This window comes from Haemophilus influenzae (genome assembly GCF_019703545.1).
Lineage (GTDB): Bacteria > Pseudomonadota > Gammaproteobacteria > Enterobacterales > Pasteurellaceae > Haemophilus > Haemophilus influenzae_E.
The window spans coordinates 243,386-267,668 of sequence record NZ_AP018771.1 but is presented as its reverse complement, the minus strand read 5'-3'; the positions used below and the strand labels follow the sequence as shown (position 1 = coordinate 267,668).

Here is a 24,283-nt window from a genome sequence, read left to right as displayed (position 1 = left end):
ACAAAGGAAAAACTAACCGCACTTCATCATCAAAACAAACACTATGAAAAACTTACTCACCAATCCTCAACCTTCTCAATCAGATTATATCAATGCCATTGTTAAACTTGGTTCGCGCGTATATGAAGCTGCGCAAGTGACCCCTTTACAAAAAATGGGAAAACTTTCTGAACGACTGCACAATAATATCTGGATTAAACGAGAAGACCGTCAGCCAGTAAATAGTTTTAAACTACGCGGCGCTTACGCAATGATTTCTAGCCTTTCAGAGGAACAAAAAGCAGCAGGCGTAATAGCGGCATCTGCAGGTAACCATGCACAAGGCGTGGCATTATCGGCGAAACAATTAGGCTTAAAAGCATTAATTGTTATGCCACAAAACACCCCAAGCATTAAAGTGGATGCAGTGCGTGGTTTTGGTGGTGAGGTGTTGTTGCACGGTGCTAATTTCGATGAAGCCAAAGCAAAAGCCATCGAGCTTTCAAAAGAAAAAAACATGACATTTATTCCTCCATTCGATCATCCATTAGTGATCGCTGGACAAGGCACGTTAGCGATGGAAATGCTACAACAAGTGGCAGATTTGGATTATGTGTTTGTACAAGTCGGCGGTGGTGGCTTAGCTGCAGGTGTAGCAATTTTGCTTAAGCAATTTATGCCAGAAATTAAAATCATCGGTGTAGAATCAAAGGATTCTGCATGCTTAAAAGCCGCTCTCGATAAAGGCGAACCAACAGATTTAACGCACGTTGGATTATTTGCAGATGGCGTTGCCGTAAAACGCATTGGCGACGAAACATTCCGTCTATGTAAGCAATATCTTGACGATATGGTATTGGTCGATAGTGACGAAGTGTGTGCAGCAATGAAAGATTTGTTTGAGAACGTTCGTGCTGTTGCAGAACCATCAGGTGCATTAGGTTTGGCTGGTTTGAAAAAATATGTAAAACAAAACCATATTGAAGGCAAAAATATGGCGGCAATTTTGTCTGGCGCGAACTTGAATTTCCACACATTACGTTATGTATCTGAACGTTGTGAAATTGGTGAAAATCGAGAGGCTTTATTAGCCGTAACCATGCCTGAACAACCAGGTAGTTTCTTAAAATTTGCTTATGTATTAGGTAACCGAGCTGTAACCGAATTCAGTTATCGTTATGCAGATGATAAACGCGCTTGTGTGTTTGTTGGGGTAAGAACGACAAATGAGCAAGAAAAAGCAGATATTATTGCAGACCTCACGAAAAATGGTTTTGATGTTGAGGATATGTCTGATGATGATATTGCGAAAACGCATGTTCGCTATTTAATGGGGGGGCGCGCATCAAATGATAACGAACGTTTATATACCTTCGAATTCCCAGAGCAAAAAGGTGCCTTATTAAAATTCTTGGAAACCTTGCAAAATCGTTGGAATATTTCATTATTTCACTATCGTGCCCACGGCGCGGACTATGGAAATATCCTTGCTGGGTTCCAAATTGAACAACGCGAACAAGCAGAATTTGAACAGGTACTTGCCCAACTCAATTATGTTTTTGAAGATGTAACAGAAAGCAAATCTTATCGTTATTTCTTACGTTAATCCTATAAAAAAGGCGTGATATTTTTCACGCCTTTGTCTTATTCAAACTCTAATTCCACCGCACTTTCGCCGAGTAAATTCACCAATTCCGTCAGAATTTCATCTGTTGGAATGATCGACCATTGCACGCCTAAACGTAACAACGCACGACCTTTCGGACTTTGATAATACACATTAATCGGCAACGTTCCACCACTCACTGGCTCAAGTAATGCTTTAAGTTGTTTAATGAAACTTGGTGTAATTTGATGCTCAGAAAGACTAATAGCCAAGGATTTGACATAACGAGAACGAGCCTCATCTAAGGTCATTAACTCGCGCACCGTCATTTTCAAGCCACCAGAGAAATCATCAAAGCTCACCTGCCCTGAAGCAACAATCACTGTATCTTTTTGTAATTTCTCACCAAATTGTTCTAGACTTTCACCAAATAATGTTAAATCTAAGCGACCTGAACGGTCATCTAATGTGGCAATGCCTAAGCGATTGCCTTTTTTTGTGATTGCAATTCGTGATGCGACCAATAATCCCGCCACAGTGCTAATTTGTCCACGGCGATTTGGTGCGAGATCTTTCAACCGCGTCGATGTGTAATGGGAAAGTTCTTTCAAATAACGGCTAACAGGATGACTGCTTAAATAAAGACCTAAGGTTTCTCGTTCGCCATCAAGAATTTGTTTTTCAGTGTAAGGTGGTGTATTAGCATAGGCATTTTCCACTTCTTCATGGGTTTCAGTCAGCACACCGAACATATCCGTTTGTCCTATTGCTTCATCTTTCGCATGCTGATCGGAAGCTCTAAGTGCATCTTCCAAATTCTTAGAAAGTGCGGCGCGATGTGGCCCTAATTTATCAAAGGCACCCGACATAATTAGGTTTTCAAAGGTACGGCGGTTAATTTTTTTCAAATCTACACGAGCGCATAAATCGAATAAATCTTTGAAAATCCCCCCTTCATTTCTTGCCGTCACAAGTGCTTCAATCGGGCCTTCCCCCACGCCTTTAATCGCGCCAATCCCATACACAATTTCGCCTTGTTCATTGACACTAAAATGGTGTTTTCCGATATTAATATCTGGTGGCGTCACTTTTAAGCCCATACGCAAACATTCGTCGTACAAACCTACGATTTTATCCGTATTATCTATTTCAGATGTCATCACTGCAGCCATAAATTCTGCAGGGAAATGAGTTTTAAGCCAAAGGGTTTGGTAAGACACCAAGGCATAAGCAGCGGAGTGAGATTTATTAAAACCATAGCCAGCAAATTTTTCCACCAAGTCGAAAATCTTCATAGATAGCTCGCCATCAACGCCGTTTTTCTCCGCACCTTCTTTAAATACAGAACGCTGTTTTGCCATTTCTTCTGGTTTCTTTTTACCCATTGCTCGACGCAATAAGTCAGCCCCACCCAGCGTATAGCCAGCAAGCACTTGAGCAATTTGCATCACTTGTTCTTGATACAAAATAATGCCGTAAGTCGGCTCAAGAATAGGTTTCAAACTTGCATGTTGATATTCTGCGTCAGGGTAAGATACTTCTTCTCTCCCGTGTTTACGGTCGATAAAGTTATCTACCATACCCGATTGTAACGGACCCGGACGGAACAATGCTACCAATGCGATAATATCTTCAAAACAGTCAGGTTGCAGGCGTTTGATCAAATCTTTCATACCTCGTGATTCCAACTGGAACACGGCGGTGGTTTCGGAACGTTTAAGTAATTCAAAAGATTCAGGATCATCAAGTGGAATGGCGGCAATATCTACTCGAGGCTTGCCTTCACGCACCATACGAACATTAATCATATCCAATGCCCATTTAATGATAGTGAGAGTACGCAAGCCTAGGAAGTCAAATTTCACAAGCCCTGCATATTCCACATCATTTTTATCAAAGTGAGTAACTGGATGTAAGCCTTCATTATCACAATAGAGCGGTGCAAAATCAGTAATTAAGGTTGGCGAAATGACCACGCCACCTGCATGTTTACCTGCATTACGTGTCACACCTTCCAGCTTGCGCGCCATGTCAATCAATGCTCGCACTTCTTCATCGCTATCGTAGGCAGTCTGTAATTGCGGCTCGGCCTCAAATGCTTTCGCAAGGGTCATACCCGGATCGGGAGGAATCAATTTCGAAATACGATCAACGAAACCATACGGATGCCCCAGCACTCGCCCTACATCTCGAATAACCGCTTTCGCCGCCATTGTACCAAAGGTAATAATTTGTGATACCGCGCCACGACCATAGGTTTCAGCAACGTGTTCAATCACGCGATCGCGACCATCCATGCAAAAATCCACGTCGAAATCGGGCATAGACACACGTTCTGGATTTAAGAAACGTTCAAATAGCAAATCAAACTCTAACGGATCTAAATCAGTGATTTTTAATGCGTAAGCCACCAATGAACCCGCACCAGAACCACGACCTGGCCCTACTGGAATATCGTTATCCTTAGACCATTGAATAAATTCCATTACGATCAAGAAATAACCTGGGAACCCCATTTGGTTAATTACATCTAGCTCAACTTGCAAGCGTTCATCATATTTTGGTCGTTTTTCTAACCGCACTTTTTCATCAGGGAATAAAAAAGCTAAACGTTCTTCCAAGCCCTCTTTGGATTTTTGCACTAAGAAATCTTCTGTACTTAAATCGCCAGTTGGAAATTGAGGTAAGAAATATTGACCAAGGCGTAAAGTGACACTACAACGTTGCGCAATTAATAAGGTATTTTCGAGAGCGGAAGGAATGTCTGCAAACAGCTTACACATATCTTCTTCACTACGAAAATATTGCTGTGAGGTATAATATTTCGGACGTTTAGGATCGTCTAAAGTATAGCCATCGTGAATCGCTACGCGAATTTCGTGGGCTTCAAAATCCTCTGCATTCAAAAACATCACATCATTAGTTGCGACCAATGGTAAATCACAACGTTCTGCTAATTTCAACGCTGCTTGAATGTAACGTTCTTCATTTGGGCGACCTGTACGACTTAATGCTAAATAAAAATGATCGGCAAAAAATTCTTGGTAAAAATCGACCGCACTTTCAATTTCGGCTACGTTTTCTTTCAACAATTTTTTACCCACATCGCCTTGCGTTCCCCCTGATAAAATAATCACGCCGTCGCGATGTTCAATTAACCAATCTTGATCGATATAAGGTAAATCGTTATAACCGCGTTGATAAGCCTTTGATAACAATAAAGTAATATTTCTATAGCCTTCATTATTTTTAGCCAGCAAAGTAAGATCAAAGTATTCATCGCCACATAATGGGCTTTTTACTTTTACATCTGCCCCGATAATGGGCTTCATACCCGAAGAAAGCATTTCGCCATAAAAACGAACCACACCACAAAAATTAGTAAAATCCGTTAATCCCATAGCAACCATTTCATTGGCTGCACAAGCTTTCACAAGAGGCTTCACTTTGACGATACTGTCAATCATCGAAAAATCTGTGTGTGTGCGAAGATGGACGAAGCGAGGTTGGGATGACATTGAAAATCCTTAAAGTGCGGTTAAATTTTGCCGTAAATATTAAGGCGGTATTATAGCGAATTTTTCAAACAAATGCTTATGCTACAAATAGTGTTCCCAAATTGGCTCGGATAACCGATTGCGTGAATAAAAAATGTTAAGTAGATCAAAAAATTGATAATTAGCCGTTTTCATTTTGTTAGATTTCCGCTAGTCTAACGGCGATTTTTTTATTTATTTCAACGAATAAGGATAACGCTATGACAACACTTTTTGAGGTTGCACAACATTGGTTAAACCAAGATCCTGACACAGAAACTCGTGCAGAATTAACCGCACTTTTAGATGCAGCAAAAGGCGGAGATAAAGCGGCAGAAGTAGAATTACATGCGCGTTTTGATGGTCGTTTACAATTTGGTACGGCAGGTTTACGTGGTCGTTTACAAGCTGGCTCAATGGGGATGAACCGAGTGTTAGTTTCTCAAGCTGCTGGTGGTTTAGCGGAATATTTAAAAGGTTACGATAAAGAACCATCAATCGTTATTGGTTACGATGGCCGTAAAAACTCTGATGTTTTTGCCCGTGACACCGCTGAAATTATGGTGGGTGCAGGCGTAAAAGCTTATTTATTACCACGCAAATTACCTACGCCAGTTTTAGCCTATGCTATCCAATATTTTGATACCACTGCAGGTGTAATGGTAACAGCAAGCCATAACCCACCAGAAGATAATGGCTACAAAGTGTATTTAGGTAAAGCAAATGGTGGCGGTCAAATCGTTTCACCGGCAGATAAAGACATCGCAGCATTAATTGATAAAGTTGCGGCTGGCAATATCCAAGATTTACCACGTAGCGATAATTATGTGGTGTTAAATGATGAAGTGGTAGATGCGTACATTACAAAAACTGCATCATTAGCTAAAGAACCCGCTTGCGACATTAACTATGTTTATACCGCTATGCACGGTGTGGGCTATGAAGTTTTAAGTAAAACACTGGCAAAAGCAGGATTACCACAACCCCACGTAGTGGCAGATCAAGTTTGGCCAGATGGCACATTCCCAACGGTGAATTTCCCAAATCCAGAAGAAAAAGGCGCATTGGATTTAGCAATTAAAGTGGCAAAAGAAAAGAACGCTGAATTTATCATTGCGAATGACCCAGATGCAGACCGTTTAGCCGTTGCTGTGCCTGATGAACAAGGCAACTGGAAATCATTACACGGCAACGTAGTAGGCTGTTTCTTAGGTTGGTACTTAGCAAAACAATATCAAGGTAAACAAGGCACATTGGCTTGCTCACTTGTTTCTTCTCCTGCACTCGCTGAAATTGCGAAAAAATACGGCTTCCAATCAGAAGAAACCTTAACCGGTTTCAAATATATCGGTAAAGTATCTGACTTATTGTTTGGTTTTGAAGAGGCATTAGGCTATTTAGTGGATCCAGACAAAGTACGCGATAAAGACGGTATTTCTGCAGCAATCGTGTTCTTAGATCTTGTGCGTAACTTGAAAAAACAAGGCAAAACTTTAGCAGATTATGCTGATGAATTTACCAAAGAATTTGGTGCTTATGTGAGTGGACAAATCTCTATTCGAGTCAGCGATCTTTCAGAAATCGGAAAATTAATGACCGCACTTCGTAACAATCCACCAGCAGAAATCGCTGGCGTGAAAGTGGCACAATTTATCGATCATACTAAAACAGATCGTCAAAGCGATATCCTTGTATTTAACTTGGAAAATGGCGGACGCTTAATTGCTCGTCCTTCAGGTACTGAACCAAAAATTAAATTCTACTTAGATGCGCGCGGTAAAGATCCAAAAGATGCAGATCGCGTACTAGCAGAATTTGATGAAGGTGTTCGTCACATTCTTCGCCAAGATGCTTATGGCAAACAAGACTGCTAATTGCACAATGGGATATGGATACGTCAAACGGTGCATTGACTTGTTGTTTGAAAAGGGTGTGGTATTTGGTCATAAAAAATCTGCACCTTAGTTAGTTGGTTATTTAATCCAGCTTTTGGGGTGCAGATCATTTCTAGCTTGCCTTTTGTTTTACCATTTAATTAATGTTTAGTTTGTTCTTCCTCAGATTTTTCTTCTGCATTTTCTGCTTGTTGGCGATTCATATATTCAACAAACAATGCATCAAAGTTTACTGGAGATAAGTTTAATGCAGGGAACGTACCGCGATTTACTAAGTTAGACACTAATTCACGCGCATAAGGGAAAAGCATATTCGGGCATTGAGAAGTTAAACAATGCGCCATTTGAACATCTTCTAAACCGCTAATAGTAAATACGCCTGCTTGTTTAACTTCGCAAATAAATGCGACATCACCACTATCTTCAAGTGTAGTTTCAACAGAAATGTTTAATACCACTTCATATAAGTCATCGCCAACTTGGGTTGTTTCGGTGCTTAAATCAAAACCAAGTTTTGGTTTCCATTCTTGTTGGAAAATATGTGGAAGATTTGGAGCTTCAAAAGACACATCTTTCACATAAATACGTTGAATTTGGAGAACGGGTTGTTGTTCTTCTGTTGCTGCAACGTCTTGTTTTTGTTCTGACATTTTCTATTCCTTATTATTTATGTTTTTTAACTAAAGGTAAATTTGCTGCTACCCACGCGGAAAGGCCTTCTTTCAATACAAATACAGAATTAAAACCTTGTTTGGTTAAAAATACTGCAGAAGCAGAGGCTGAAGTACCATTTGTATCGACTAATATAAGAGCTTTCTCTTTATGCGACTCTAATTTTCCGATGTTTTGATTTTTAATTTCGCTTGGAAGCACATTAATACTATTAATGATATGTCCACGTTGAAATTCTTCAAGACTACGTAAATCTACCACAATGGCTTCATCGGAATTTATTAGCCGAATAACTTCATTGTGCGTAATTACTTTAAATTTACTCGTTGCGCCTTTGTAGAATGTATAAATTACCATTACGAAAATCGCAAACCAAGAAACCGCTAAAAGCGTATGTTTTTGAGCAAACTCTGTTGCCATTGAGATAAATTCTTGCATTGTTTTCTCTACTGATTAAGTACGTCAAAATAGGGCTCAAGTATAACCGCACTTGGGTTATCTTTCAAAAAAATTATGCTTAAATTCCGTACTTGCATAAAGGTTATACAATCAACAAAAAAAATTATGTGATCGAGATCATAAATTTGTTTTTCCATTGTTTATAAATAACTTAATTTAGTTAGACTACTTTGGAGAAATTTTTATTCATCTTAGGAGAAATCTATGAAATTAACTAAATTAGCCTTATGTACTTTATTTGGTCTAGGTGTTTCAATAGCAAATGCAGCTGACTTACCAAATATTACAATCTTGGCAACGGGTGGTACCATTGCAGGAAGCGGGCAAAGTTCGGTAAATTCTGCGTATAAAGCTGGACAATTAAGTATTGATACTTTAATTGAAGCTGTACCAGAAATGAAAAATATTGCCAACATTAAAGGTGAGCAAATTGTAAAAATAGGTTCACAAGACATGAATGACGAAGTCTGGCTAAAACTGGCAAAAGCCATCAATGCTCAATGTAAAAGTACTGATGGATTTGTCATTACCCATGGTACAGATACCATGGAAGAGACGGCTTATTTCTTAGATTTAACCGTAAAATGTGAAAAACCGGTTGTTCTCGTTGGCGCAATGCGTCCTGCAACAGAAAAAAGTGCTGATGGCCCATTAAATCTTTACAATGCTGTCGTTGTCGCAGCAGACAAAAAATCAAGTGGTCGTGGTGTTTTAGTCGCAATGAATAATGAAGTACTAGGTGCTCGCGATGTAACAAAAACCAGTACGACCGCAGTGCAAACGTTCCATTCACCAAATTATGGTTCTCTAGGCTATATTCATAACAGCAAAGTGGACTATGAACGTTCCCCAGAAAGCAAACATACCATCAACACTCCGTTTAATGTAGAAAAGTTAGATAGCCTACCCAAAGTGGGGATTATTTATGCTTATTCAAATGCACCTGTCGAACCATTAAACGCATTACTCAATGCTGGCTATCAAGGGATTGTATCTGCAGGAGTTGGCAATGGAAATGTTAATGCCGCACACTTAGATCGCTTAGAAAAAGCCGCAAAAGATAGCGTCGTTGTAGTCCGTTCTTCTCGTGTACCAACGGGTTATACAACTCGTGACGCTGAAGTTGATGATAGTAAATATGGCTTTGTAGCATCAGGTACTTTAAATCCACAGAAAGCCCGCGTGCTCTTGCAATTAGCTTTAACTCAAACTAAAGATCCAAAAGTAATTCAACAATATTTCGAAGACTTCTAAGATCAATTGTAATAAACAAAAGTGCGGTTATAAATAACCGCACTTTTGACCACAATTTATTGATCCAAGTTATGGAATCTCTACCTATTTGTTGCTATATTACACGCCGTTTCAACAAATAAAATAAAGTGTTTTTTTATTAACTTAGGGGGGCAGTATGTCTGCAATGTTTTTACTACAATTTGCCATCGTATTATTGTGTATCTTTGTGGGTGCGCGTGTAGGTGGTATCGGTTTAGGTGTATTTGGTGGTTTAGGTCTTGCCATTCTTTCTTTTGGCTTTGGCTTGAAACCAGCAGGTTTACCTATTGATGTTATGTTTATGATTATGGCTGTAGTGGCAGCCGCGGCAGCAATGCAAGCAGCTGGCGGTTTAGACTACATGATCAAAATCGCAACCAAAATCTTACGTCGTAATCCTAAACACATTACGTTTATTGCGCCAGCAGTAACTTGGTTATTCACTCTCTTAGCGGGTACTGGTCACGTGGCATATTCTGTATTGCCAGTTATCGCTGAAGTGAGCCGTCAAAACGGTATCCGTCCTGAACGCCCAATGTCAATGGCGGTAATTGCATCACAATTTGCTATCGTAGCAAGCCCAATCGCTGCAGCGGTGGTGGCTGTGGTTGCTTACCTTGAGCCACAAGGCATTCATCTTGGCGATGTTTTAATGGTAACCATTCCTTCAACTATTCTAGGACTTTTCCTTGCTTGCTTATTTGTTAATAAAATGGGTAAAGAGTTAAAAGATGATCCAGAATATCAACGTCGTTTGAATGATCCAAAATATGCAGATATTTTTGCTTCTACCACTTCAGTCAAAGAAGTAGAAGTGAGCAAAACAGCTAAAATTTCTGTTTCTTTATTCTTATTTGGTGCTTTACTTGTCGTGTTAATGGGTGCAGCTCCTTCTATTCGACCTGTTTTTGATGGAAAACCAATGGGAATGGCACATACCATTGAAATTATTATGCTTTCAATTGGTGCATTGATTATCTTAACTTGTAAACCAGACGGCACAGCGATTACCAAAGGTTCTGTATTCCATGCTGGTATGCGCGCAGTAATCGCAATCTTCGGTATTGCTTGGTTAGGCGACACTTTAATGCAGGCACACATTACTGAAGTAAAAGAAATGGTGAAAGGGTTAGTTGAAACTGCACCATGGGCATTTGCTTTCGCTCTATTTGTACTTTCAGTATTAGTAAACAGCCAAGGTGCAACAGTAGCGACATTGTTCCCACTTGGTATCGCATTAGGTATTCCTGCACCTGTATTAATCGGTGTATTTGTTGCTGTAAATGGTTACTTCTTCATCCCTAACTACGGCCCAATCATCGCATCTCTTGACTTCGATACCACAGGTACAACCAAAATTGGTAAATACATTTTAAACCACAGCTTTATGCTTCCGGGTTTATTGAGCATGCTTTTCTGCTTATTAATCGGTTTAGGTCTTTCTCACGTTATTCTTTAAAATGTGATTCGATAACAAAGAACGGTGCTGAAATAGCACCGTTTTTGTTGTTCTAATATCAACTTAAAATAACTCAAAAAAATAACCGCACTTTGATATATAAGTGCGGTTATTTTTATGAAAGTTTTCCGCCCTGTTTCGTTGTTATGTTATCATTACATTAATGTAACATTTTTAACAATTTAAACTTTTAGGAGAGCTTTATGAAAAACGTCGTGATCGTTGGTGGGGGTGCTGGCGGTATTGAATTAGCAACATTTTTGGGTAATAAATTAGGTCGTCAAAAACAAGCTAAAGTGACGCTGGTTGATCGTAATGCCACCCATTTATGGAAACCCTTATTGCATGAAATTGCAACAGGCGTAATGGATGATGGCATTGATTCTTTAAGTTATCGTGCGCACGGTAAAAATCATTTTTTCAGTTTTGAGCAAGGTTCAATTATACGTATTAATCGCGAGCAAAAATATGTTGAACTTGCACCTGTTTATGGACAAGAGGGCGATATGCTTGTCATTGCTCGTCGAATTCCTTACGATTATTTAGTGATTGCCATTGGCAGTAAATCTAATGATTTCAACACAAAAGGGGTAGCTGATAATTGTATTTTTTTAGATAGTTCAAAACAAGCTTTACGTTTTCAACATAAACTGTTGGAATTATTTTTAAAATTTTCAGAAAACCGCGCATTAGATGACATTGGCGAAGAAGAATTTAAACAAAAGTTAGTGGATGAAAATAAAGTAAATATTGCTATTGTGGGAGGTGGAGCAACTGGTGTGGAATTAACCGCAGAACTTTATCATGCCGCTGAAGATTTGTCTTCTTACGGTTATGGTAAAATTGATAGTTCTTGCTTACAAGTTACTTTAGTCGAAGCAGGAACACGTTTATTGCCAGCATTACCTGAAAATTTATCTGCTGCTGTGTTAGATGAATTAAAGGAAATGGGTGCCAATGTGCAATTAAACACAATGATTACTGAGGCGCAGCCAAATACACTTATTACCAAAGATGGCAGGGAGATTAAAGCTGATCTTATTGTTTGGGCAGCAGGGGTTCGCGTCTCAACAGTAACGCAGCAATTTGATGGATTAGAAATTAATCGTATCAATCAATTAGTGGTTAAAGATACACTTCAAACTACCGTTGATGATAGTATTTTTGCGATTGGCGATTGTGCTGCATTTATACAATCAAATGGTAAATTGGTTCCGCCAAGAGCGCAAGCTGCACATCAAATGGCAAAGGCTTGTGCAAAAAATATTTTTGCATTGTTTGAAAATAAACCACTGAAATCTTTTAAATATAACGATAAAGGTACTTTAGTTTCTCTGTCAAATTTTACCGCACTTGGTAGTCTAACCAATAAGTTTGGTAAAAATCCACTTACCGTTCAAGGTAAATTTGCGCAGTTTGCTTATGTGTCTTTGTATCGAATGCACCAACATGCTTTGCACGGTTGTATTAAAATTGGTTTGATTATTCTCGTTGATAAATTGAATCGTTATTTAAAACCAAGATTAAAATTGCATTGATTAAGTATAATTTTTCGTTAAATGCGATCTAAATCATTTATATAAAAGAAAGGGCATCAATGATGCCCTCAGTATTGTTTTATGAAGAAAGATCTTCGGATTTTTCAATTGTTCCTTTCACCGTTAAGCAAATTTCTGTTGAAATCAAATGGGAAAGCGTTGAAGCTAATTCTTCTATTTTATCAAGAACAGTATAACCAGATTCATCAAAGTAACGTTGCTCTTTCAAGTTTGCAATAAAGCTTGAAAAAACCGCTTTATCAAAGAATTCTGGTGCATTTATGCCGTGTAATACTGATAAACGTTGAGCAACAAGCTGGCTTTCTTTTTCAAGTTCAGCTCGAGAAATAGCAGGTTGTTTTTGTAAAATAGTGACAGTAATGTAATAACGTTGCAAGATTTCCCGCGTTCCCGCAGACCAAAGCTGTAAAATTCGTACTTTTGATTTATTAATAGATAAGAAGTTATCATTTGAATTAATAACGCTTTGGCGTGCAAATTCATTAATGATTTGATGGATTTGTACATTCAATTCATCTTCATTGAAATGTAAGAACAATTCGCCTTGTAAGAAAGGGTAAATTTTTCTAATCGCGTCTAATAATAAATCTTTTTGGATCGCTTCGTAATGCAAAATAATACTCGCAACTAAAGATGGTAATACGAATAGATGCTGAATATTATTACGATAATAAGTCATTAGTACAGCAGATGAACGTTCTAAGCGTACAATTTCGCCAAAATTATCTTTTTCAATTAACACACCTACGCGATCTAAAGCTAATACGTGTTCTAACATTGCTTGCGGTGTCACATTTGGTAGCACTACGTCCGTAGAATAAGGGACATTTTGTAACAATTGTTGATAACTACTAAGTTGTTCTAACAGTTGCTCACGTGAAAGTGCTCGCTGACGAGATGAAAGTAGTGCTGTACCCACAAGGTTCATTGAATTAACTGCCGCTGCTTTGTTAATATTAATCATTACTTGTTTAGAAATATTATTTACCGCAGGTGTAAACCATTGTGGTTTTTCTTCGTGATTTTGCTCTTTCCAATCAGGGAAATGTTGGCTCAAATAGTTTGAAAGCGTAATTGGCTCACCAAAATTTACAAAACCTTGACCAAGATTACGTAATTTTTTAATTACACGAAGTACTAAACCCGCATTTTCTTTTTCTTTCGCTGCACCACGTAATTCCTTAGCATAAGTGTCTACTTCTAATACGTGTTCATAACCAACGTAAACAGGAACAATCGAAATGGGGCGAGTTTGACTATGTTGCAATGCTTGAAGTGTCATTGACATCATACCTGTTTTTGGTGCCAGTAAACGACCTGTACGAGAACGACCGCCCTCAATAAAATATTCGACGGAATAGCCTCGATGGAATAGTTCTGATAAATATTCGCGAAAAATGGCAGAATATAGTCGATTTCCCTTAAAAGTGCGGCGAATAAAGAATGCCCCCCAACTACGAAACATTCTACCTATAGGCCAGAAATTTAAGTTAATCCCTGCCGCGATATGTGGCGGAACAAGACCTTGATGATAAAGCACATAAGAAAGCAATAAGTAATCAATATGACTACGGTGGCAAGGCACATAAACAATTTCATGACCTTCTAACGCTAATTTACGGACACGATTCGAATTTTGTACATCAATACCTGAATAAAGTTTATTCCAAAGCCAACGTAAAAAACGATCTACTGCACGTAAACTTGAATGGCTGACATCAGCTGCAATTTCATCCAAAATTTTATATGCTTCTTTTTGTGCTTTTTCAATACTGATATTTTTTGATTTTGCTTCATCTTCAATTGCTCGTCGGATTGCTTCTGATTGCAATAATTTATTAAACATTGCTTGACGATTTGGTAAACGAGGGCCTGTCGCTGAAATACGTTGTTTTGCGAAGTGCATTTTTGCAACTCGAGCCAGCTTTTGTGCAATTTTTTCATCTGAGCCATGTTCAACTACCATATAACGTAATGAAACCGCTTGAGAAAAACGCACAAAAGTATCACGTCCAAACCAAATTGCTGCAAATGTTTTTTGTATACCATTTAATAAACGCAAATTAGGCAAATCTGATTTATCTTCTTGTCCGGGAGAACGTCCCCAAAGAACAGAAACAGGAATAAGTTGCACATCTAAACTTTCAGAAGTGCGGTGTAATTCAAGATATTTATTGAAAATGGTAGTGGTTTCGTCTTTCGCACCTTTTGATTTAAAAATTCGGCGACCTTCGTCTAAATATACATAACGTGGTAACTTAACGCCATTAATTTCATTTTTCTCTGCGGGATCGGGCAAGCCTAACGCTAAGCAATTTCGGCGGAAAATAACGAAATCAGTTTGAGATGTATAAGGCAAAACATAAACAATAGGTTGATGAATATTAAGTGAAAGCTCTTCTATTGGATTGGCGGGAATAGGATTATTTTTCACCAATGCAGACAGCGGCAAGCTCAATAATTGGCGATACATATTTATAAAATTTGCCATAATAAATTTTCTCTTTGTTATAAGTTTGTAGATCTTATAGACGTTTAAAAAGTAGTTTGTGAATAGAACTATTTTTAGCCCTTTGGTGTTTTTATCGTCCAAAAACTCAAATATTTTAACACATCCGATCTCAACTAATTTAGAAAATTTGGCGACAAAATGTGACTTAATACACAGATTTAAAAAATAACAGTTGCAACTTTACACAATCTGTATACAATACCAGTTATCTGTGTTTAAAAACAGGAGTGTATATGAGACCATTAACCGCACGCCAACAAGAAGTGTTGGATTTATTAAAACGCCATTTGGAAACAACAGGTATGCCACCAACACGAGCAGAAATATCTCGAGAATTAGGTTTCAAATCTGCAAATGCCGCAGAAGAACATTTGAAAGCACTTTCACGTAAAGGTGCAATCGAAATCATTCCCGGTGCATCTCGTGGTATTCGTATTTTAGACAATAGTTCGAATGATGAATTTGACGGTTTACCGCTTGTAGGGCGCGTGGCTGCTGGAGAACCGATTCTTGCAGAGCAGCATATTGAAGCGACATATCGAGTAGATGCAGATATGTTTAAACCACAGGCTGACTTCTTACTTAAAGTTTATGGTCTATCAATGAAAAATGTTGGTATCTTAGATGGTGATTTATTAGCTGTGCATAGTACTAAGGATGTACGTAACGGACAAATTGTGGTTGCACGTATTGAAGATGAAGTAACAGTAAAACGTCTTGAGAAAAAAGGTTCTATCATTTATCTACACGCAGAAAATGAAGAATTTGATCCTATAGTAGTCAATCTTGAAGAACAAAAAAATTTTGAAATTGAAGGTATTGCAGTAGGCATTATTCGTAATAACGCTTGGATGTAATCTGATACCAAGAATGAATAAAGTGCGGTAAAAATTTACGGTATTTTTACCGCACTTTGCTTATACTAGAGTTCTTTATTTGCCATGATTTTTGCTGCTCTTTATAATGCAAAAATCTTGAATTTATACAAAGGGTGGAAAAATGCAGTTTTCCAAAATGCACGGATTAGGTAACGATTTTGTTGTGGTTGATGGAGTCACTCAAAATGTGTTTTTTACTCCAGAAACGATCCGACGTTTAGCCAATCGCCATTGTGGAATTGGGTTTGATCAACTTTTAATTGTTGAAGCTCCTTACGATCCCGAACTCGACTTTCATTATAGAATTTTTAATGCTGATGGAAGCGAAGTTTCGCAATGCGGAAACGGTGCTCGTTGTTTTGCTCGGTTTGTGACATTAAAAGGGCTAACTAACAAAAAAGACATCTCGGTTAGCACACAAAAGGGTAATATGGTTTTGACGGTAAAAGATGACAATCAAATTCGTGTGAATATGGGCGAACCAATTTGGGAACCAGCAAAAATTCCATTTACCGCAAATAAATTTGAGAAAAATTATATTCTGCGTACAGATATTCAAACCGTACTATGTGGTGCAGTTTCAATGGGGAATCCTCATTGTGTTGTACAAGTAGATGATATTCAAACAGCAAATGTTGAACAGCTTGGTCCTTTGTTAGAAAGCCACGAACGTTTTCCTGAGCGTGTCAATGCTGGTTTTATGCAAATCATCAACAAAGAACATATTAAGCTTAGAGTTTATGAACGTGGTGCTGGCGAAACTCAAGCCTGTGGAAGTGGTGCTTGTGCAGCTGTTGCAGTTGGAATTATGCAAGGCTTATTGAACAACAATGTCCAAGTAGATTTACCGGGCGGTTCGCTCATGATCGAATGGAATGGTGTTGGTCATCCACTTTATATGACAGGCGAGGCGACCCATATTTATGATGGGTTTATAACTCTTTAATATTTTTCCCCACTTATCTTAAAAAAGATGAGGCGTTTTTCTTAAATTAGCGTAAACATTTTGTATCTAAATATATTTTTATTGAACTGTTTGATAACTTTAAGTAATCAGAACAAGCATTTTTCATACAATCTCTAGATTTTTTACTCAAAGAAATAGATTATTAGCATAATAAAAAACCGCCTCTCGGCGGTTCTTGTTTTAAATCTTCTATCTACTACGCTAACACTGCCAATGCAGCTTCATAGTTTGGCTCTTCTTTAATTTCTTCAACTAACTGGCTGTGTAAAACATTGTTTTGTTCATCTAACACAATAACTGCACGAGAAGTTAAACCTGCCAACGGGCCAGTTTGAATATCTACGCCTAATTGTGAGTGTAATGCGTGGTTACGAAAAGTTGAAACTGTTTTGGCATTTTCAATTCCTTCTGCTCCACAAAAACGAGCTTGAGCAAAGGGCAAGTCTGCTGAAATACAAAGCACTATGGTGTTACTTAATTTTGCCGCTTGTTGGTTAAATTTACGTACTGAAGTCGCACATACACCTGTGTCGATGCTTGGAAAAATATTTAGGACCTTGCGTTTACCTGCAAAATCGTTTAATGCAACATCGGCTAAGTCATTACCGACTAAAATAAAGTTTTCTACTATTTCGCCTACTTGAGGGAAATGTCCGCCAACTTCAATAGGGTTTCCTGCTAATGTAACTGTCATAAAATCCTCTTTATTTAGATTAAGTGAAAAGTGTTTAAACTATACCACGCTTTCTAATTCTTTCCACCAATTAAAGCTATCCAGAATTTGATTTTCGGGAAAATTTCAGCCACCACACAATAACCAATAGCAAAGACTAATGAAAACAGTATGTGCGTTACCCCAATCCAGTTAAATCCGTGAAATCAATAGGGCTGCACGGTGGAAAAGGATGCTCCGCTCCCCATTTAACGAAAGCAGAGATAAAACCTGCAAAAAATTGCAACGCCATAACGACGTTTAGATGGTTCTGAAAATAAGCTCATTGTTATGTCCTTAAATTAATTGAAAGTATAAAAATTTCCGAGTTTATGAAAGTGTGTAATTTTACGTCTGTTATATCACATTATCAAACAAAAATACTTCAATTGGGTTATCTTTGGCTGGCTGTTCATAAGGTTTTAAAATTTATTAGCAATAGATAAAGTAATTGATTGATTTTTTAGCGGTTGTAGAGAGGGTATAAGCTTTGTATTACAAAATCTTTTTTTTGAAAATAGGGAGTATGTTTGAACATAAATCTTATTGTTTTATTTTGAATGCAAACGTTTGCTTTGTTCGTTATAATACGTCTGTTTTTTTATTTTTCTTTTATACGGAACTGCAATATGACTGTCAAAACCTTTCGTGGCTCGCCTGCTCTTTCTGAATTTCGTTTAACTCAACTTCAACAAAAATGCCAGCAATATCAATTGCCTATTACGTCAGTTTATGCAGAGTATTTGCATTTTGTTGAACAAAAAACATCGCTTGTAGAAGATGAAATCGTTAAATTACAAGCATTATTGCATTATGGATCAATGTTTTCTGAACTCAAGCCTGCAGGATATTGTTTAATTGTGACTCCACGAGTGGGGACAATTTCCTCTTGGTCTTCAAAAGCGACAGACATCGCTCACAATTGTGGTTTGTCGAAGGTAAATCGTATTGAACGTGGTATAGCCTATTACTTCAATATTGAGCGTGATTTAACCGAAGCAGAATTGGCTACGCTGAAAGATTTATTACACGACCGTATGTTAGAAACCGTGTTAAATCACGAAACAGAAGTAGCCTTGCTTTTTACTCAACAAGAACCCAAAGCATTAACTACCATTGATATTTTAAATGGTGGCCGTCAAGCATTAGAACAGGCGAATATTGCCTTGGGTTTAGCGTTGGCAGATGATGAGATGGATTATTTAGTGGAAAGTTTTACTGCCTTAAAGCGTAATCCACAGGATGTGGAGCTTTATATGTTTGCACAAGCGAATTCAGAGCATTGTCGCCATAAAATTTTTAATGCCGATTGGATTATTGATGGCAAAAAACAGGATAAATCGCTGTTTAAAATGATCAAAAATACCTTTGAGAAAACGCCTGATTTTGTGCTTTCTGCTTATAAAGATAATGCTGCAGTAATGGAAGGTTCGAAAGTCGGGCGTTGGTTTCCTGATCCTGATGGACAATATCGTGTTCATCAAGAAGATGCGCACATTTTAATGAAAGTGGAAACACATAACCATCCCACAGCAATTTCGCCATTTCCTGGTGCCGCAACAGGCTCTGGCGGGGAGATTCGTGATGAAGGGGCAACGGGGCGTGGGGCAAAACCCAAAGCAGGTTTAACAGGTTTCTCGGTGTCTAACCTCGTTATTCCAAACTTTGAACAACCTTGGGAAAATCCATTGTCTAAACCAAATCGCATTGCTTCTGCCTTAGATATTATGATAGATGCGCCTTTAGGTAGTGCGGCATTTAATAATGAATTTGGTCGCCCAGCATTATTAGGTTATTTCCGTACTTATGAAGAAAAAGTAAATAGTTTTGCAGGAAAAGAAGTACGCGGTTATCACAAGCCGATTATGTTAGCGGGAGGAATCGGTAATATTCGTGGCGAACAGGTTCAAAAAGGCGAAATTCCAATCGGTGCTAAATTGATCGTGTTGGGTGGGGCAGCAATGAACATCGGTTTAGGTGGTGGTGCTGCTTCTTCGATGGACAGTGGTAAATCAAAAGAAGATTTAGATTTTGCTTCTGTTCAACGTGAAAATCCGGAAATGGAACGCCGCTGCCAAGAAGTTATTGACCGCTGTTGGCAATTAGGCGAAGAAAATCCAATCCTGTTTATTCACGATGTGGGTGCGGGTGGTTTATCTAATGCAATGCCTGAATTGGTACACGATGGCAAGCGTGGAGGAAAATTCGATCTGCGTTCTATTCTTTGTGATGAAAAAGGTATGTCGCCATTGGAAATTTGGTGTAATGAATCGCAAGAACGTTATGTATTAGCCGTTGCGCCAGAAAACCTCGAATTATTTACCGCACTTTGTGAGCGTGAACGTGCCCCTTTTGCAGTGATTGGCGAAGCAACACAAGCAGAACATTTAATCTTGCACGATAGTCATTTCGATAATAATCCAATTGATTTACCAATGAATGTGTTATTAGGCAAAACGCCGAAAATGACGCGTGAGGTTTTGTCAAAAACAGTGGAAAATCAACCACTTAAAACAGAATGTATTCAATTAAAAGAAGCATTCCACCGTGTATTACGTTTACCCGTTGTTGCAGAAAAAACTTTCTTAATTACTATTGGCGACCGTTCTGTAACAGGTATGGTGGCACGAGATCAAATGGTGGGTCCTTGGCAAATCCCCGTGTCTGATGTGGCTGTTACTACTGCTTCACTGGATAGCTACCACGGCGAAGCAATGGCAATGGGCGAACGTTCTCCAGTTGCCTTGCTAAATTTCTCGGCTTCGGCACGTTTAGCTGTGGCGGAGGCCATTACTAACATTGCTGGCACCCACATTGGCGAGATGAAACGTATTAAACTTTCTGCCAACTGGATGAGTGCAGCAGGTCACACAGGCGAAGATGCGGGACTTTATGAAGCAGTAAAAGCTGTGGGCGAAGAACTTTGTCCTGCGTTAGGCTTAACTATTCCTGTGGGTAAAGACTCAATGTCGATGAAAACCACTTGGATCGATAATGGCGAGAAAAAATCAGTGACTGCCCCACTTTCATTAGTAATTTCCGCTTTTGCTCGTGTAGAAGATGTACGTAAAACGCTTACGCCACAACTTCGTACCGACAAAGGTTTCTCGAGTTTATTGCTAATTGATTTAGGCGAAGGGCATAATCGATTAGGTGCGACCGCACTTGCTCAAGTGTACAAACAGTTAGGAGACAAGCCTGCCGATGTGGTAAAGGTTCAACGCTTAAAAGATTTTTACAATGCAATGCAAATTTTAGTGGCAGAAGATAAATTGTTGGCTTATCACGACCGTTCGGACGGCGGTTTAATCACAACTCTTGCAGAAATGGCGTTTGCAGGGCATTGTGGGGTAGAAGTTGATATTTCAGCTTTAGGCGACAACGATTTAGCGGTATTATTTAACGAAGAATTGGGAGCGGTTATCCAAGTTGCCGATAGCCAATTAGAAAGTGTACGTGAGGTGTTGAAAGCTCACAATTTGCTTGGTATTACTCACCAACTTGGTACGGTAACTGTTGATGATCGCTTTGAGATCAGCCGCAGCAGCCATAAATTATTCAGCGAAAAACGCTCTGAATTACGTAGTATTTGGGCAGAATTAACTTACCAAATGCAACGCTTACGCGATAATCCAGAGTGTGCTGAGCAAGAGTTTGAAGCTAAGAAAAACCCTGACGACAAAGGCTTATCCGCATTTTTGACTTACGATGTGAATGAAGATATTACTGCGCCATTTATCAATAAAGGTGTAAAACCAACCATTGCAATTTTACGTGAACAAGGTGTAAATAGTCATTATGAAATGGCAGCAGCGTTTGATCGTGCAGGCTTTAATGCAATTGACGTGCATATGTCTGATTTAATGATTGGTCGTCGTAATTTAGCCGAATTCAATGCAATGGTTGCTTGTGGCGGTTTCTCTTACGGCGATGTGCTTGGCGCAGGGGGCGGTTGGGCAAAATCCATCTTATTTAACCCGAAATTACACGAGCAATTCAGCCAGTTTTTTATCAATCCAAACACACTGACCTTAGGCGTATGTAACGGTTGTCAAATGATCTCTAACTTGGCGGAAATTATCCCAGGTACAGAAAACTGGCCGCATTTTGTACGCAACAAATCTGAACGCTTTGAAGCGCGTGTGAGTTTAGTGAAAATTAATGAAGTGGATTCAGTTTGGTTTGCAGGAATGGCAGGCTCACATATGCCCATTGCGGTTTCTCACGGGGAAGGGCAAGTTAAGTTTAAATCAGTTGAACAGTTTGCAGGCTTAAAAGCACAAGGCATCATTGCCGCACAATATATTGACAACAACGGTAGTCCCACTGAACTATATCCTGCCAATCCGAATGGTTCTGCGGAGGGCATTACTGCAATTACAAATCTTGATGGGCGAGTTGCTATTATGATGCCACACCCTGAACGTGTGTTCCGTGCTGTGAGTAACTCTTGGCACCCAGAAAACTGGACAGAAGACGGTGCGTGGATGAGATTATTCAGAAATGCAAGAATGGTATTTTAAAGAAATAAATGGACTTGAAGGTTAAAAAAGTGCGGTGGAAATCTAGCAGATTTTCACTGTGCTTCGGTATTTTCAATTTTATGTAATTGTTTTTAGTTGTGTTTTTGTTTGATGATTTAATTATTTTTATTGTTAAGTTAGCGATATAATCATCAAAATAGAAATATAGAAATGATTAATATGAAACCTCAATATTATCTTGGTATGATGTCGGGTACTAGCTTAGATGGCGTGGATATTGCGTTGGTTGATTTTTCTCAAGATCCTCAACTTATCCTATCTGATTTTTTTCCTATGCCAGAAGATTTACGTCAGAAATTAACCACACTTATTCAAGTAGGTGGAACAACTCTACAAAATTTAGGTGAACTGGATCATAAACTTGCCTTGCTATACAGTGATTGTGTCAATGCTTTTCTGCAGAAAAATGCTTTTTTGCCAAATCAAATTCAGGCTATTGGGTGCCACGGGCAGACGGTATGGCATTCTCCAAATTCACAATTTCCCTTTACAATGCAATTAGGCGATATGAATTTACTTGCCGCTAAAACAGGCATTTCGGTTATTGGGGATTTTCGCCGTAAGGATATGGCTTGGGGTGGGCAAGGTGCGCCTCTTGTGCCAGCGTTTCACGAGGCGGTATTTTCAAATTCTAATTTTGCTACAGCTGTTTTAAATATTGGCGGGATTAGTAATGTGTCTATTTTGTTTCCAAATCAAGCTGTCATCGGCTTTGATACAGGCCCGGGCAATACCTTATTAGATCAATGGATCGAAAAACATCAAGGGCTTCGTTATGATGAAAATGGCGAGTGGGCAGCAAAAGGCAACGTGAATAAAGTTCTGCTTGATGAATTACTCAATGAGCCTTTCTTTTCTTTACCTGCACCCAAGAGTACTGGGAGAGAATTATTTAACCTTGTTTGGTTAAATCACAAAATAGCAAAAATAAGGGAAAAATTGACCGCACTTTCAGTTGAAATGTCTTTTCGCCCAGAGGATGTGCAAGCGACGCTTGTTGAATTGACGGTAACAAGCATTGTTAATGCACTAAATCAGCTCCAAACAAATTTACCAAAACGTTTACTAGTATGTGGCGGTGGTGCCAAGAATAGCTTAATTATGCGTGGATTGCATGATAATTTACTCGATTGGCAGGTCAGCACAACGACAGAGCAAGGTTTTGATATTGATTATGTAGAAGCCGCTGCTTTTGCTTGGTTAGCTTATTGTCGAATGAACAATTTACCTGCAAATCTACCAAGTGTAACTGGGGCAAAAAGTGCGGTTAGTTTGGGGGCTATTTTTCCTAAAGACTAAGGTCAAAATATGAATGACATTATATTAAAAAGTTTATCCACGTTAATTACGGAACAAAGAAATCCGAATTCAGTTGATATTGATCGTCAAAGTGCATTAGAAATTGTTCGATTAATGAATGAAGAAGATAAACTTGTGCCACTTGCGATTGAAAGCTGTTTACCGCAGATTTCGTTGGCGGTAGAGCAAATTGTGCAGGCTTTTCAACAAGGCGGGCGTTTAATTTATATTGGTGCAGGCACCAGTGGTCGTCTTGGTGTATTGGATGCGTCAGAATGCCCTCCAACATTTGGCGTGTCTACGGAAATGGTTAAAGGAATAATTGCAGGTGGCGAAAGTGCTATTCGTCATCCTGTTGAAGGTGCGGAAGATAATACGAAAGCTGTACTTGAGGATCTACAAAGTATAAATTTCTCAAAAAATGATGTATTAGTTGGCATCGCTGCAAGTGGCCGCACACCTTATGTTATTGCAGGTCTTCAGTATGCAAAATCGCTTGGTGCATTGACAATTTCTATTGCGAGTAATCCAAAATCTGCGATGGCTGAGATAGCCGATATTGCGATAGAAACTATTGTTGGTCCTGAAATACTGACGGGTTCTAGCCGATTAAAATCTGGTACCGCACAAAAAATGGTGCTGAATATGCTGACTACGGCAAGTATGATTTTATTGGGTAAATGTTACGAAAATTTGATGGTCGATGTACAAGCCAGTAACGAGAAACTTAAAGCACGCGCCGTGCGTATCGTAATGCAAGCAACGGATTGTGATAAAACGCTTGCTGAGCAGACATTAATTGAAGCAGATCAAAATGCCAAACTGGCGATTATGATGATTTTAAGCACTTTATCAAAATCAGAAGCGAAAGTATTGTTAGAAAGACATCAAGGTAAATTGAGAAATGCGCTTTCTAAATAAGACAAAAATC

15 protein-coding genes and 1 pseudogene are annotated in these 24,283 nt (G+C 38.8%); 10 read left to right on the top strand and 6 right to left on the bottom strand.

Annotation, left to right across the window (positions count from 1 at the left end):
• The first annotated feature begins 43 nt into the window (after nt 1–43).
• Nucleotides 44–1,585 (top strand): threonine ammonia-lyase, biosynthetic, encoded by a 1,542-nt coding sequence (gene ilvA, locus K6J66_RS01340; RefSeq protein WP_038440215.1) that lies wholly within the window; start codon nt 44–46, stop codon nt 1,583–1,585.
• A 38-nt stretch (nt 1,586–1,623) separates the two neighbouring features.
• Here ilvA and dnaE read toward each other — a convergent pair whose 3' ends face one another.
• Entirely contained in the window at nt 1,624–5,103 is a 3,480-nt protein-coding gene (dnaE, locus tag K6J66_RS01335; protein WP_038440214.1) for a DNA polymerase III subunit alpha, read from the bottom strand.
• A 239-nt stretch (nt 5,104–5,342) separates the two neighbouring features.
• Here dnaE and K6J66_RS01330 point away from each other — a divergent pair, with 239 nt between their 5' ends.
• Nucleotides 5,343–6,995: a phospho-sugar mutase gene (locus tag K6J66_RS01330; protein ID WP_038440213.1), complete on the top strand. Its 1,653-nt coding sequence runs from the start codon at nt 5,343–5,345 to the stop codon at nt 6,993–6,995.
• A gap of 161 nt (nt 6,996–7,156) precedes the next feature.
• Here the strand turns inward: K6J66_RS01330 and secB are convergent, their stop codons facing one another.
• Both secB and K6J66_RS01320 read right to left on the bottom strand, forming a co-directional pair.
• Nucleotides 7,157–7,666 carry a protein-export chaperone SecB gene (gene secB, locus K6J66_RS01325; protein ID WP_005630575.1) on the bottom strand — a complete coding sequence of 170 codons (510 nt, stop codon included), beginning with the start codon at nt 7,664–7,666 and terminating at the stop codon, nt 7,157–7,159.
• Between the two features lie 13 nt (nt 7,667–7,679).
• Entirely contained in the window at nt 7,680–8,126 is a 447-nt protein-coding gene (locus K6J66_RS01320) for a rhodanese-like domain-containing protein (RefSeq protein WP_005648518.1), read from the bottom strand.
• A gap of 225 nt (nt 8,127–8,351) precedes the next feature.
• Between K6J66_RS01320 and ansB the strand changes: the two genes are divergently transcribed.
• From ansB to K6J66_RS01305, 3 genes are all read left to right on the top strand, one after another.
• Nucleotides 8,352–9,401: an L-asparaginase 2 gene (ansB, locus tag K6J66_RS01315; protein ID WP_005652322.1), complete on the top strand. Its 1,050-nt coding sequence runs from the start codon at nt 8,352–8,354 to the stop codon at nt 9,399–9,401.
• Between the two features lie 157 nt (nt 9,402–9,558).
• Nucleotides 9,559–10,881: an anaerobic C4-dicarboxylate transporter gene (locus tag K6J66_RS01310; protein WP_005663174.1), complete on the top strand. Its 1,323-nt coding sequence runs from the start codon at nt 9,559–9,561 to the stop codon at nt 10,879–10,881.
• Between the two features lie 203 nt (nt 10,882–11,084).
• Nucleotides 11,085–12,419, top strand: a complete 1,335-nt coding sequence (locus tag K6J66_RS01305; RefSeq protein WP_005655515.1) for an NAD(P)/FAD-dependent oxidoreductase — start codon at nt 11,085–11,087, stop codon at nt 12,417–12,419.
• Between the two features lie 79 nt (nt 12,420–12,498).
• On the opposite strand, the gene plsB is transcribed toward K6J66_RS01305, so the two are convergent.
• A complete protein-coding gene (gene plsB / locus K6J66_RS01300; protein WP_110442529.1) occupies nt 12,499–14,931 on the bottom strand; it encodes a glycerol-3-phosphate 1-O-acyltransferase PlsB in 2,433 nt (810 codons plus the stop codon).
• Nucleotides 14,932–15,185: 254 nt separating this feature from the next.
• Between plsB and lexA the strand changes: the two genes are divergently transcribed.
• Both lexA and dapF read left to right on the top strand, forming a co-directional pair.
• Nucleotides 15,186–15,809, top strand: coding sequence for a transcriptional repressor LexA (gene lexA / locus K6J66_RS01295; RefSeq protein WP_005648504.1), 624 nt, complete (start codon nt 15,186–15,188; stop codon nt 15,807–15,809).
• 142 nt (nt 15,810–15,951) lie between these two features.
• A complete protein-coding gene (gene dapF / locus K6J66_RS01290; protein WP_005655521.1) occupies nt 15,952–16,776 on the top strand; it encodes a diaminopimelate epimerase in 825 nt (274 codons plus the stop codon).
• 217 nt (nt 16,777–16,993) lie between these two features.
• Here dapF and tpx read toward each other — a convergent pair whose 3' ends face one another.
• Nucleotides 16,994–17,491, bottom strand: a complete 498-nt coding sequence (gene tpx, locus K6J66_RS01285) for a thiol peroxidase (protein WP_005666256.1) — start codon at nt 17,489–17,491, stop codon at nt 16,994–16,996.
• A gap of 62 nt (nt 17,492–17,553) precedes the next feature.
• Nucleotides 17,554–17,796 (bottom strand): annotated as a pseudogene (locus K6J66_RS01280) (hypothetical protein); the annotation flags it as partial.
• 342 nt (nt 17,797–18,138) lie between these two features.
• On the opposite strand from K6J66_RS01280, the gene purL reads away from it, so the two are divergent.
• From purL to murQ, 3 genes are all read left to right on the top strand, one after another.
• Nucleotides 18,139–22,032: a phosphoribosylformylglycinamidine synthase gene (gene purL, locus K6J66_RS01275; protein ID WP_192876822.1), complete on the top strand. Its 3,894-nt coding sequence runs from the start codon at nt 18,139–18,141 to the stop codon at nt 22,030–22,032.
• Between the two features lie 171 nt (nt 22,033–22,203).
• Nucleotides 22,204–23,352 carry an anhydro-N-acetylmuramic acid kinase gene (locus K6J66_RS01270; protein WP_110442531.1) on the top strand — a complete coding sequence of 383 codons (1,149 nt, stop codon included), beginning with the start codon at nt 22,204–22,206 and terminating at the stop codon, nt 23,350–23,352.
• Nucleotides 23,353–23,361: 9 nt separating this feature from the next.
• On the top strand, nt 23,362–24,273 hold the full coding sequence (gene murQ, locus K6J66_RS01265; RefSeq protein WP_110442532.1) for an N-acetylmuramic acid 6-phosphate etherase: 912 nt from the start codon (nt 23,362–23,364) through the stop codon (nt 24,271–24,273).
• The last annotated feature ends 10 nt before the right edge of the window (nt 24,274–24,283 follow it).

Bases quoted from the DNA above. Each gene is read 5' to 3' on its own strand.
- K6J66_RS01305 (WP_005655515.1), top strand. From the start codon at position 11,085: ATGAAAAACGTCGTGATCGTTGGTGGGGGTGCTGGCGGTATTGAATTA.
- murQ (WP_110442532.1), top strand. From the start codon at position 23,362: ATGAATGACATTATATTAAAAAGTTTATCCACGTTAATTACGGAACAA.
- dnaE (WP_038440214.1), bottom strand. From the start codon at position 5,103: ATGTCATCCCAACCTCGCTTCGTCCATCTTCGCACACACACAGATTTT.
- ansB (WP_005652322.1), top strand. From the start codon at position 8,352: ATGAAATTAACTAAATTAGCCTTATGTACTTTATTTGGTCTAGGTGTT.
- tpx (WP_005666256.1), bottom strand. From the start codon at position 17,491: ATGACAGTTACATTAGCAGGAAACCCTATTGAAGTTGGCGGACATTTC.
- ilvA (WP_038440215.1), top strand. From the start codon at position 44: ATGAAAAACTTACTCACCAATCCTCAACCTTCTCAATCAGATTATATC.
- K6J66_RS01320 (WP_005648518.1), bottom strand. From the start codon at position 8,126: ATGCAAGAATTTATCTCAATGGCAACAGAGTTTGCTCAAAAACATACG.
- K6J66_RS01270 (WP_110442531.1), top strand. From the start codon at position 22,204: ATGATTAATATGAAACCTCAATATTATCTTGGTATGATGTCGGGTACT.
- dapF (WP_005655521.1), top strand. From the start codon at position 15,952: ATGCAGTTTTCCAAAATGCACGGATTAGGTAACGATTTTGTTGTGGTT.
- K6J66_RS01330 (WP_038440213.1), top strand. From the start codon at position 5,343: ATGACAACACTTTTTGAGGTTGCACAACATTGGTTAAACCAAGATCCT.
- plsB (WP_110442529.1), bottom strand. From the start codon at position 14,931: ATGGCAAATTTTATAAATATGTATCGCCAATTATTGAGCTTGCCGCTG.
- K6J66_RS01310 (WP_005663174.1), top strand. From the start codon at position 9,559: ATGTCTGCAATGTTTTTACTACAATTTGCCATCGTATTATTGTGTATC.
- secB (WP_005630575.1), bottom strand. From the start codon at position 7,666: ATGTCAGAACAAAAACAAGACGTTGCAGCAACAGAAGAACAACAACCC.
- lexA (WP_005648504.1), top strand. From the start codon at position 15,186: ATGAGACCATTAACCGCACGCCAACAAGAAGTGTTGGATTTATTAAAA.
- purL (WP_192876822.1), top strand. From the start codon at position 18,139: ATGACTGTCAAAACCTTTCGTGGCTCGCCTGCTCTTTCTGAATTTCGT.